Raw genomic sequence first — 12,172 nt, 5'->3', positions numbered from 1 at the left:
CAACATTATCCGCGCTTCGAACGCCTTCGGAACCGGAGCGCTGATGTCGCGGGGCTGAGAACCCCGCTCTATTCGGTTTGCGTCATCGCGGCCGCATCGAGTCCTCGCTGAGTTTCTGCACAGCCTGCCCCGCAACGCCCCCTGAGAGTGAGAGTTCGGACGGGTTTTCCGTGACGGGTTAAGGGCTGGGGAAGAGGTCTCCGGCGCCCGTCGCGGAGAATCGCGATGTTCAGGAAAGATGGTAAAGCGCGCGCCGGCCAGGACCGGACGAGCCTCTATGACGAAATCACCGGCAAGATCATCGCAGAACTGGAAACCGGGCGCGTGCCCTGGGTCCAGCCTTGGGGATCGGCCTCGACCAGAGCGCCGCTCGCCATGCCGAGCAATGGCGCAACCGGCCGGCATTACTCGGGTATCAATGTTCTGATTCTATGGGGCGCCGTCATCCAGCACGGCTTTCCCGGTCAGAGTTGGCTCACGTTCCGCCAGGCGCTCTCGCTTGGAGGCAACGTCCGCAAAGGCGAGCGTGGCACGACCGTCGTCTATGCCGATCGCTTCACCCCGGAGGACGAAAAGCGCCGCGCCCGCGAGGCCGGTGAGGAAGCTGCCGCGATCCCGTTCCTCAAGCGATTCACGGTGTTCAACACCGCGCAATGCGATGGCCTTCCGGACGATATCGCCGCGATCGTTCCACCGCCTCCACCCGGCCTGATCGAGCCGAAGGTCGAAGCGCTGATCCGGGCGACGGGCATCGACTTCCGCATCGGCGGCGATCGCGCCTTCTATGCGCCAGGTCCAGACTATGTGCAGGTTCCGCCACCCCAAGCGTACTTCGAGCCGATCAACTGGCACCGGACGGCCCTGCACGAGCTGGGGCACGCCAGCGGTGCAGCTCATCGCTTGAACCGCGACCTCTCCGGCGCCTTTGGCACCAAGAAGTACGCATTCGAGGAGCTGGTGGCCGAGATCAACGCCGCCTTCTGCTGCGCCTCGCTCGGCATCGTGCCCACCGTCCGCCACGCCGACTACATCGGCTCCTGGCTGGAGGTGCTGCGCGAGGACAATCGCGCCATCGTCCGCGCCGCCTCCCAGGCAAGCAAGGCGGCCGACTGGCTGCTCAGCTTCGCCTCCGACACCGATTTCGGCACGGCCGATGACGAACGGCAGGCGGCGTGATCCCCTGAAATCCAGAAATGCGGAGATACGGGTTTCCGGCTTTCCTCTGTTCCGTATCCGTGGCGCTGCTCTCTTTAGAGGAAGAGGGCGGCGCTTCGCTTCGTGACGGGTTTAGGATCGAGAGAGAGGCTCTCGGCGCCCGTCGCGGAGACTACCACGATGGCTACTGCCGTTCAGAAACTCACCCTCTCGCCCTCGCGCGACATTCCCTTCAACAAGCTGGTCCTCAGCCAGTCCAACGTCCGGCGCGTGAAGTCCGGCGTTTCGGTCGAGGAACTGGCCGAGGACATCGCCCGCCGCGGCACGCTCCTCCAGAGCCTCAATGTCCGCCCGGTCCTTAATACCGATGGCGGCGAAACCGGCATGTTCGAGGTGCCCGCCGGTGGCCGGCGCTACCAGGCGCTCGCGCTGCTGGTGAAGCAGAAGCGCCTGACCAAGACCTCCCCGGTGCCCTGCGTCGTGCGCGATCCCTCGACGCCCATTCTCGCGGAGGATGACAGCCTGGCCGAGAACACGCAGCGCGTCGCGCTCCATCCGCTCGACCAGTTCCGCGCCTTCCTCGACATGCGGACCAAGGGCATGACCGAGGAGGAAATCGCCACCGCCTTCTTCACCACGGTCCAGATCGTGAAGCAGCGCCTACGCCTGGCGGCCGTCTCGCCGACGCTTTGCGGCATCTACGCCGAGGACGGCATGACGCTGGAGATGCTGATGGCGTTCACCGTCAACCCCGACCATGCCCGGCAGGAACAGGTCTGGGAGGCGGTCCAGCATTCCTATAATCGCCAGCCCTGGCATATCCGCCAGCTTCTCACCGAAACCTCCGTCCCCGCTTCCGACAAGCGGGCGCAGTTCGTCGGCGTCGACGCCTATCAGGCGGCGGGCGGCGAAATCCTTCGCGACCTGTTCGAGACCGACGATGGTGGCTGGCTTCAGGAACCGGCGCTGCTCGACCACCTGGTCTCCGACAAGCTGAAGGCGATCGCCGACGAGATCGCGGCCGAAGGCTGGAAGTGGATCAGCGTCGACACCGATCTGCCCTATAGCCACGATCAGGGTCTTCGCATTCTGGCCGGCACTCCCATCGATCTCACCGACGACGAGCGCGCCGCTCGCGCGGCGCTGCGCGAGGAGTATGACCGGCTCGAAGCGGAATATGCGGAAGCCGACGAACTGCCCGACGAGATCGACCAGCGCCTCGGCGAGATCGAAGCGGCGCTCGAGGCGTTCGAGCAGCGGCCGGTCATCTACGATCCCACAGAGATCGCGCGCGGCGGCGTGTTCGTCAGCGTCGATCGCGATGGCGCGCTCATCGTCCATCGCGGCTATGTCCGTCCGGAGGACGAGGCGCCGATCGACGCGAAGGGCCATGAGACCGATGGCGTAACCGATCCGGCCGGGACCGACGCAGGGATCGCGAGCAGTGTTCAGCGCGCCGTCATCACCATCGGCGGCCAGTCGGCCGAGCCGGAAGAGGATGACGAAGAAGACGTCATCAAGCCACTGCCCGAACGGCTCGTCACAGAGCTGACCGCGCACCGCACGCTCGCGCTGCGGGATGCGGTCGGGGCCAATCCGCAGATCGCGCTCACGGCCCTGCTGCACAAGCTGGTGCGCGACACCTTCCAGCGCACCGGCACCGCCGGCGCAAGCCTGCAGGCGTCGATCAATCACGTCTTCTTCCGCGAACAGGGCAAGGATCTTGCCGAGACGTCCTATGCCAAGGCGATCACCCAGCGGCATGAGGACTGGAAGGCGGACCTGCCTGCGGATGAGGATGCGTTGTGGGACTGGCTCGCCGCGCTTGACGACGCCAGCCGTCTGGCGCTCCTCGCCCATTGCGTCAGCTACGGCGTCAACGCCCTCTACGAGCGACCCAATCCGTTCAGTGGCAGCGGCGTCTCGCAGTCGGGCCTCGACCGACGCATGGCCGAGGCGGATCGGCTGGCGCGCGCGACCGGCCTCGACATGGTGGAGGTGGGCTTCCGTCCGACCGTCGAAAACTATCTCGGCCGCGTGACGAAGCCGCGCATCCTCGCCGCGGTGCGCGAAGGCGCGGGCGAACGCGCTGCCCAGCTCATCGATCATCTGAAGAAGGGCGACATGGCGAAGGAGGCTGAACGCCTGCTCGCCGACAGCGGCTGGCTGCCCGAACCGCTACGCATGGTCGAGCATGACGAGCCCGCGACGAGCGACGAAGGCGACGAGGCGCTGCCGGCCTTCCTCGCCGACGATGACGAACCCTCCGACGAAGAGGACGAAGTCCTGCACGCCGTCGCCGCCGAATAGCACACCGGCTCGGGGCGGCTTCAGTCGTCCCGCGCCGTCCTTCCCAATCCGTTCCTCAGCCCGGCCATCGCGCCGGGCGTTTTCGTTTCAGGAGGCCGTCATGGCTGGCTATTTCACTCATTTCTCGTGCCTGCTCGACGTCGACACGCCCGACAACGCCGCCCGCGCGCTCGACCTCTACAACAAGCTGTCTGAGGACGGCGCGTCGGAGGAGCCGCCTTCGGAAGGCTTCCTTCTGTCGATCCAGCCCGAACATGGCGGCGCCCAGCTCTGGATGCGCGATGATGTCACCGGCGATCCCGAACGGCTGATTCCGTTCGTGAAGATCTGCGCCGCCGAGTTCGGGCTGACGGGCCGATGGGGTTTCCAATACGCCAACACCTGCTCGCGCCCTCGGCTCGATGGGTTCGGCGGCGGCGCGCACGTCCTCGACCTCGCGACCGGCGAGACGATCGGTTGGACCTACACCGATGGCTGGCTCGCCGAGACGCTCTCCGACGAAGGAGAGCTGATATGAGCATTCCCGCACACGCCAGCACCAATTTCCAGACGCTGCTGCGCGCGGCAGCGGACGGCAGTTTCGCGCTCATGGAGTGCCTCGACGCCGAGACGGGAACGCCACGCTATGTCATCTGCGCCGTGGGGCGCGACAACGGCGATTATGTCTTCACGCCCTTCGGCCATCTCGCCGACGGCAATCCCTACGATGCCTATCTGCCGCCCAATCCCGACAATCCGGATGGCTTCATCCATCCTGATTGCTGATCGAGGCTGGATCTGACCACTTGAAGCGCCCCGCCATATGGCCGGGGCGCTTTTGTCGTGTTGGCCATGGCCTGCCGAATGAGAGGCAGAGGGAGGCCGGGACGGATTTGAGCCGGTGCGGTCGAGAGAGAGCGCTGCGCGGGCTCGATCCTGTCCCGCTCTCCCGAGGCTTTTCCCGTGAACATGACGTCCACATCGGCGGCACCGGCTGCCGCACTCCTTCCGCCCAGCTCTGATCGGGAGTCGTCCGCAGCGATCTTCGCGGCGGCGAGCCTGCTGCTGCCCCATCTTGAACAAGGCGAGCGCGTTGACGCTGCGACCCTGCGCGCGGCGATGGAAACTGCGTTCGGCGCGTCCGACGCGAGCGGCGCCTGGGACTGGAAGTCAGCCTATGACGCCTGCGAGGCGGCGACCGTCCTGTTCCTGCGTAAATACGGAAAGGCGCTTTTCCGCAAAGCTGGTTCTCCGGCAGCACGCCTCATCCCGCTGACCAAGATCGCCAGCCTACTGCCGACTCATACGCGGCGCTCTTCCGAAAGCCAGACCTTCCAGCAATTCTCAACCCCGATCCCGCTTGGCCTGGCCGCGGCCCATGCCGCCGCCATCACGCCGGCTGACCGCGTGCTGGAGCCTTCGGCAGGCACCGGACTTCTCGCCATCCTCGCCGAGATCGCGGGCGGCAGGCTCGTTCTGAACGAGCTGGCGGAGCTGCGCGCCGACCTGCTTTCCTCCCTCTTTTCGGCCGATCCCGTCACCCGCTTCGACGCGGCCCAGATCGACGATCATCTCGATCCCGCCACCGTGCCGAGCGTCGTGCTGATGAATCCGCCGTTCTCGGTCATGGCGCATGTCGAGGGCCGCGTCGCCGATGCTGCGTTCCGCCATGTCGCCTCGGCGCTCGCGCGCCTCGCGCCCGGCGGCCGCCTGGTCGCAATCACCGCCGCCAGCTTCGCGCCCGACAATCCGGCCTGGGCTTCTGCGTTCACCCGCCTGCAGGAGCGTGGCCGCGTGGTCTTCTCCGCCGCCATCGACGGAGCGGTCTATGCCAAGCACGGCGCGACCATCGACACGCGGCTGACCGTCATCGACAAGCTGCCCGCCGAAGATCCGGCCGTGTTCCCGCATCCTCTGGGCGTCGCGCCGGACGTCGCCACGCTGATGGGGTGGCTCGGCGAGCATATGCCCGCGCGGTTCCCCGTCGATCCCTCCATCGCCGTTCCTGTGATCGTCACGCCCGCGCCCCGCAGTGTGCGCGGCTATCTCAATCGCGCAGTCAGCACCGCCCCGGCCGCGCCGATGGCCGAACCGGAGGGCTTGCCGCTCGTCTATGAGACGCTCGACTGGCAGGCCGGCGAAGCGGGCCGCCTCTCCGACGCCATCTATGAAGAATACAGATTGCAGGCGATCCGCATTTCCGAGTCTCGGGCGCATCCCACGAAACTCGTGCAGTCGGCGGCGATGGCGAGCGTCGCGCCGCCGAAGCCGGCCTATCGGCCGCACCTCCCGGCCAACGTCTACGACCTGCTCTCCGACGCACAGTTAGAGACCGTGATCTATGCCGGCGAGGCGCACGCCGATTACCTGGCCGGATCATGGACGGTGGATGCGACCTTCGATGTCGTCAGCGCCGCGCGCGATGATACGGCGAATGCCGTGCGCTTCCGGCGCGGCTTCATGATCGGCGATGGCACCGGCGTCGGCAAGGGCCGCCAGTCGGCCGCGATCATCCTCGACAACTGGCTGCAGGGCCGCCGCAAGGCGGTGTGGATCAGCAAGTCGGACAAGCTGATCGAGGACGCGCAACGCGACTGGTCGGCGCTGGGCATAGAGCGTCTACTGGTCACACCGCTCTCGCGTTTCCCGCAAGGGCGTCCCATCACGCTGCCGGAAGGCGTCCTATTTACAACCTATGCCACGCTACGGTCCGACGACCGCGGCGAGAAGCTTTCGCGCGTCAAACAAATCGTCGAATGGTTGGGCTCCGACTTCGATGGAGCGATTATTTTCGACGAGGCGCACGCGATGCAGAATGCCGGTGGCGGCAAGGGAGAACGCGGCGATGTCGTTGCCTCGCAGCAGGGACGCGCGGGTCTGCGCCTCCAGCATGCCCTGTCGAACGCCCGCATCGTCTATGTGTCCGCGACCGGCGCCACCACGGTCCACAATCTCGCCTACGCCCAGCGGCTCGGACTCTGGGGCGGCGAGGATTTTCCATTCGGCACCCGCGCCGAGTTCGTGGAGGCGATCGAAGCCGGCGGCGTCGCGGCGATGGAGGTGCTTGCCCGCGACCTGCGCGCGCTCGGTCTCTACACCGCCCGCTCGCTCTCCTTCGACGGTGTGGAATATGAGCTGGTCGAGCATGCGCTGACGCCGGAGCAGACGCGCATCTATGACGCGTATGCCGGCGCGTTCGCCATCATCCATAACAATCTCGACGCGGCGATGGAGGCGGCCAACATCACCGGCGCGTCCGGCACCTTGAACCGGCAGGCCAAATCCGCCGCGCGTTCGGCCTTCGAGAGCGCCAAGCAACGCTTCTTCGGCCACCTGCTCACGAGCATGAAAACGCCGACGCTGATCCGCTCGATCAGCCGCGATCTCGATGAAGGCCATTCCGCCGTCATCCAGATCGTCTCGACCGGCGAGGCGCTGATGGAACGCCGCCTGGCCGACCTGCCTACCGAGGAATGGAACGACGTTCGCATGGACATCACGCCGCGCGAGTATGTTTTATCGTATTTGGAGACGAGCTTTCCGGTGCAGCTCTACGAGCCGTTCACGGACAGCGAGGGTAATCTGTCATCACGGCCCGTCACCCGTGATGGCCAACCCGTGGAGAGCCGCGAAGCTGTCGCACGTCGCGACGAGTTGATCGCCAAGCTCGCGAGCCTCCCGCCTGTCCCCGGTGCGCTCGACCAGATCGTCCAGCACTTCGGGACCGACATGGTGGCCGAGGTGACGGGCCGCTCGCGGCGCATCGTCCGCAAGAGCCTGCCCTCGGGGCTGGCCGGAGGCCAGAGCCCGGGGGGCGACCGTCTCGCCGTCGAAAATCGCGCTGCCTCGGCCAATCTCGCGGAGACGCAGGCGTTCATGGACGACGGGAAGCGCGTCCTGATCTTCTCGGACGCGGGCGGGACCGGCCGCAGCTATCACGCCGAGTTGTCAGCGCGGAATACCCGGCTGCGCGTCCACTATCTGCTCGAACCGGGCTGGAAGGCCGACGCTGCCATCCAGGGCCTCGGACGCACCCACCGCACCAATCAGGCGCAGCCGCCGCTGTTCCGACCGATCGCGACCGACGTGAAGGCCGAAAAGCGATTCCTTTCAACCATCGCCCGTCGCCTCGATACGCTAGGCGCGATCACGCGCGGGCAACGCCAGACTGGCGGCCAGGGCCTGTTCCGGCCCGAGGATAATCTGGAAAGCGCCTATGCCCGCGATGCGCTGCGCCAGCTCTATCTTCTGCTGGTGCGCGGCAAGGTCGAGGGCTGCTCGCTCGATCGTTTCGAGTCGGCCACCGGCCTGAGGTTGATGGATTCGACCGGCATCAAGGACGAGCTGCCGCCAATCACCACGTTTCTCAACCGGCTGCTCGCGCTCACCATCGAACTTCAGGGTGTTCTGTTCACCGCGTTCGAGCAATTGCTGAACGCGAAGATCGAGGGCGCCATCGCCAGCGGCGCCTATGATGTCGGGCTGGAGACGCTGACGGCGGAACGCTTCACCGTCATCAACCGGCAGACCATCTACACCCATCCGGGCACCGGCGCGGAAACCCGGCTGCTGACGATCACGAAGCGCGAGCGCAATCGTCCGGTCACGCTCGATGATGCGCTCGGTCATCTCGACGATCCGCGCGCCAAGCTGCTGCTTAACGAGCGGTCGGGTCGCGCCGCTGTGCAGATCCCGACGACGAGCATCATGCTCGACGATGGCGAGATCGAGCGGCGCGTCAGGCTGATCCGGCCGATGGAGGCGCACAACGTCGCGGTGAGGATGATGGGCGAGACCCATTGGGTCGACGCCGATCGGAATGCCTTCTCCACAGCCTGGAACGCCGAGATCAGCGAGGTGCCGGAATTTTCCGACAGCACCATCCACGTCGTCACCGGCCTCCTGCTTCCGATCTGGAAGCGGCTGCCGAACGAGTCCACCCGCGTCTATCGGCTTCAGACTGACGAGGGCGAGCGGATCGTCGGCCGCAAGGTCTCGCCGGCCTGGGCGGCCAACGCGACAACGACCGGCGCATCTTCGCTGACGCCGGATGCCGCGTTCATGGCGCTGATGGATGGCCGCGCGATCCTCGATCTCGCCGGAGGCCTCCAGCTTCGCCGCTGCCGTGTCATGGGCGCCAACCGCATCGAGCTGTCCGGCTTCACCGACACGATGCGCGAACGGCTCTCGGCCTATGGCCTCTTCCACGAGATCATCTCCTGGAAGCTGCGCATGTTCGTGCCGACCGACACAGCCGGCCCGGCGGTGCTCGAGCGCGTGCTGGGCCGCTGGCCGGTCGAGCGCGTCGGCGAGCGGGAGGCGGCGTGATGGCCCATCACGATGCCGCAGAACTTGCACACCGTCTTGGCCGGCAGGCCGAGGCGGTGTGCCGTCACTATCTGTCTGCCGGACGTCGTCAAGGCAATTACTGGCAGGTCGGTGACGTGCGCAACACGCCGGGCCGCTCGATGTTCGTGCGGTTGAAGGATTCGCCGAAAGGTCCGGCCGGCAAATGGTCCGATGCCGCGGCAGCTGGCGAGCATGGCGATCTGCTCGACGTGATCCGCGAAAGTTGTGGCCTTGTCGACTTCAAGGATGTGGCCGAGGAAGCGCGCCGATTCCTCGCGCTTCCGCACCCCGAACCGGAAAGGACCAGGATGCCGGCCGACAGAACGTCCACCAGCGCCGGTTCGCCCGAAGCGGCGCGGCGGCTCTTCGCCATGTCGCAGCCGATCGGCGGAACCCTCGTCGAAGCGGTTTTGCGCAGACGCGGCATTACGGCTTTGCACGAAACCGGCGCGCTCCGCTTCCATCCGCGCTGCTACTATCGGTCGGACGAGCATAGCCCGACCGAAACCTGGCCCGCGATGATCGCAGCCGTCACCGACCTATCCGGCAAGTTGACAGGCGCGCATCGCACCTGGCTCGATCCCCATGGCTTCAGCGAGGTCAATCTCGGCCGTGCCCCGATCGAGACGCCGCGGCGTGCGATAGGCAACCTCCTCGGTCATGCCGTGCGCTTCGGCGTGGGCTGCGAGGTGATGGCGGCCGGCGAAGGCATCGAGACGACATTGTCGGTCCGATCGGTCCTGACGCAGATGCCGTCGATGGCGGCGCTCTCGGCCGCGCATCTCTCGGCCATCCTGTTCCCGCGGATGCTGCGACGACTCTACATCGCGCGCGACAACGATCCGGCTGGCGACAAGGCGATGACCGTGCTGATCGAGCGCGCCAGCGCCGTCGGGATCGAGACGATCGTGCTCACGCCACGGCTCGGGGACTTCAACGAGGATCTCCGGCTGCTCGGCTTCGACGTCCTTGCGGCCCATCTGCGTCTTCAGGTTGCCTCGAGCGACATCGCCCGCTTCATGTCCCTGGCGGCCTGATCGACTGCAAGGAATGGTGCGGCAGGGCGGTGCGTGAGAGGCTGCGAACATGGCGCGAGATCTTCGGGGTCGAGGGCCACACCCACGGCCTTCTGAGAGGGCGATCGGGCGTCAGTCGGGCCGGACAGGCAATGCCTGCGGCCGACGATTTTCCGCCGCGTCCTACGGACGCTTTGCATCGCGAGGCAAAATCGCCGGCCTCCAGCATCCTCCACGGTGTTCCGGCCCTTCGCTTCGCTGCGGGTGCAGGTCCGGCCCGCCCGCCGCCTTCGTCGCCATGAAGGCCGCGATGGGCGCGGCCACACCGCGAAGGAAAGCCGCCATGACCGAAGAACGCGACCCCGCATACGAGCCGCACCACGACTCCTCTCCGACCGATCACCTGCTTCAGGAACTTCAACTCTACGGCTACCGTCCCTTCGAAGACGACCCCGATCCGCGACCGCTTCCGGAAGGCCGCGTCATCGCCGGCAGCATCGCCGACATCTTCGATGCCCTCGTGGTGGCGCTCTCCGACACCCGCCTCGAACCCGATCTGGAAGAATTGCTCTGGGGCACGGTCAACCTCTTCCATCGCGCCACCGACCGGATCGAACGCGAACTCGATGACAACGAGATCGCCCAGCGCCGCCTCCAGAGGGAACAGGATGGCTCCGAGGTGAAGTCCGTCGAACTCGAACGCCTGACGGCACAGGGTCAAACCCTTCTCGAACGGCGCAACGCCTTCGAACTGATGCGCGACCAGGCCGCCGAGCACTTCGAGCGCAACACCCACTCGATCTGGCGCCCGCGCACGGGCTCGATGGTCAACCATCGCAACCTCACCGCCGCGCTGATCGACAGCCGGGATTTCCTCGCCGCGAAGCGTCGCGCTGAAAGCGAGGTGCTCCTGCCTCCCGGTCCGAAGGTTGCCTTCACCGGCGGTCTCGATTTCAACGATCACCGCCTGATCTGGGCCAAGCTCGATCAGGTTCTCGCCAAGCACCCCGACATGGTGCTGCTGCACGGTGGAAGCCCAAAGGGCGCCGAACTCATCGCCGCGAAATGGGCCGCCCATCGCAAGGTCGTGGAGGTTCCCTTCAAGCCCGACTGGACCAAGCACGCCAAGGCGGCGCCCTTCAAACGCAACGACGCGATGCTGGACACCATGCCGATCGGCGTTATCCATTTCCCCGGCACCGGGATTCAGGACAACCTCGCCGACAAGGCCCGGAAACTCGGCATCCCTGTCATGAAGTTCGACGGCGGCGCATAACGCGCCGCCGCATCGCGGCAGCTATAATTGTCTTTACGAGAAAAATGCTCTCGTTCAGAATACACTAGCATTCTTGTAGAACCGGCGAAGCAGCATAGTCGCAGGCGGAGCGTGTCTCCCGGCAGCCTGTCGTGATCCTCAACCGTTTGCACGGAGGTTTTCATGACGCTGATCCTGCTCGCCATCTCCCTGACGATCGCGTTTTGCGTGCTCGCCTATAACCTCGCGATCTACGCCTTACCCTTCGCGGCTGGTTTGACCGCGTTTCAATATGCCTATGCGGTGGATGCGAGTTTTCTCATGTCCGGCCTTGCCGCCATCAGCGCCGCGCTCGGCTCGATCGCGTTGGTCATCGCCATCGTCGGCTTCGCGAAAAATCCGGCTCTGCGTCTTATTGCGCTGGCAATCTTCGCCATTCCCGCCGTGATCGCCGGCTACGCACTTGTCCACGGCATCGCCAAGCACATGATCGACGGAGGTCTCGTCCTCAATCTGCTGTGCGGCGCTGGCGGTCTATTCATCGGCATCGCCGCGATGCTCAACCTCTACGCGGTCGGAACAGCCGTCCTTTCGCGCTGAGGCAACGGCCGCGACCCTCCGCTCCCGCGAGACATCCCGCGGGCTTTCGCCGCGGCGTCCGGTATCCCGATCAGAACAAGATCGACCGTATCAGGGACGCGATCGCCGGCGTGTTCGATCCGCATCGTCCGTTTCGAAAAGCGCCGTCTGACAGCGAATCCCGGAGCCAGAGCGATCACCGCCCGCCGGAGCGGTCTGTCCCATATCGACGTGGAGATAGCCGCGAACACCTTCATCATGCCTCATGCAGATCTGCATGGATCCCCTCTTCGCGCTGATACGGTGGGGCAGCGCCATGTGCCCCAAACCCGACAGCTATTACCGTTCTCGTTCCAGCCTGCCTTGTCCGCAGCGACGCATGAGGAAGCAAAGAGGGTTCTGAATGGTGCGTTTTCGTGGCGGTTGGGCCTGATCGCGCGCTCTTGCCAGCAAGGCCGATGGTTCGGCTGCGCGTCGTCTTCCGGCTTTCGAGAGGCGCCAATCCCTCCGACTGACTGATCCCCTAAGT

Annotated in this window: 8 protein-coding genes; all 8 read left to right on the top strand. The window is 65.7% G+C overall.

Going from position 1 to position 12,172, the window contains the following annotated elements:
• The first annotated feature begins 225 nt into the window (after positions 1–225).
• The 8 genes from ACS3WB_RS12740 to ACS3WB_RS12705 all read left to right on the top strand — a co-directional run bounded on the left by ACS3WB_RS12740 (position 226) and on the right by ACS3WB_RS12705 (position 11,664).
• On the top strand, positions 226–1,176 hold the full coding sequence (locus ACS3WB_RS12740) for an ArdC family protein (RefSeq protein WP_046845534.1): 951 nt from the start codon (positions 226–228) through the stop codon (positions 1,174–1,176).
• 159 nt (positions 1,177–1,335) lie between these two features.
• On the top strand, positions 1,336–3,465 hold the full coding sequence (locus ACS3WB_RS12735; RefSeq protein WP_046845533.1) for a ParB/RepB/Spo0J family partition protein: 2,130 nt from the start codon (positions 1,336–1,338) through the stop codon (positions 3,463–3,465).
• Positions 3,466–3,565: 100 nt separating this feature from the next.
• Entirely contained in the window at positions 3,566–3,982 is a 417-nt protein-coding gene (locus ACS3WB_RS12730; RefSeq protein WP_046845532.1) for a hypothetical protein, read from the top strand.
• Positions 3,979–4,230: a DUF6117 family protein gene (locus ACS3WB_RS12725; protein WP_046845531.1), complete on the top strand. Its 252-nt coding sequence runs from the start codon at positions 3,979–3,981 to the stop codon at positions 4,228–4,230. Before ACS3WB_RS12730 ends, ACS3WB_RS12725 begins: the two co-directional genes overlap by 4 nt.
• A gap of 183 nt (positions 4,231–4,413) precedes the next feature.
• Entirely contained in the window at positions 4,414–8,772 is a 4,359-nt protein-coding gene (locus ACS3WB_RS12720) for a strawberry notch-like NTP hydrolase domain-containing protein (RefSeq protein ID WP_438275870.1), read from the top strand.
• Positions 8,772–9,830 carry a DUF7146 domain-containing protein gene (locus ACS3WB_RS12715; protein ID WP_046845529.1) on the top strand — a complete coding sequence of 353 codons (1,059 nt, stop codon included), beginning with the start codon at positions 8,772–8,774 and terminating at the stop codon, positions 9,828–9,830. Before ACS3WB_RS12720 ends, ACS3WB_RS12715 begins: the two co-directional genes overlap by 1 nt.
• 322 nt (positions 9,831–10,152) lie before the next feature.
• A complete protein-coding gene (locus tag ACS3WB_RS12710) occupies positions 10,153–11,085 on the top strand; it encodes a DUF2493 domain-containing protein (protein WP_046845802.1) in 933 nt (310 codons plus the stop codon).
• Between the two features lie 162 nt (positions 11,086–11,247).
• Entirely contained in the window at positions 11,248–11,664 is a 417-nt protein-coding gene (locus ACS3WB_RS12705; RefSeq protein ID WP_046845528.1) for a hypothetical protein, read from the top strand.
• Positions 11,665–12,172 lie beyond the last annotated feature (508 nt).

It is taken from the genome of Nitrobacter sp. (assembly GCF_051535215.1).
GTDB lineage: Bacteria > Pseudomonadota > Alphaproteobacteria > Rhizobiales > Xanthobacteraceae > Nitrobacter.
The sequence above is the reverse complement of the archived record's forward strand: the minus strand, read 5'-3'. Positions and strand labels throughout refer to the sequence as shown.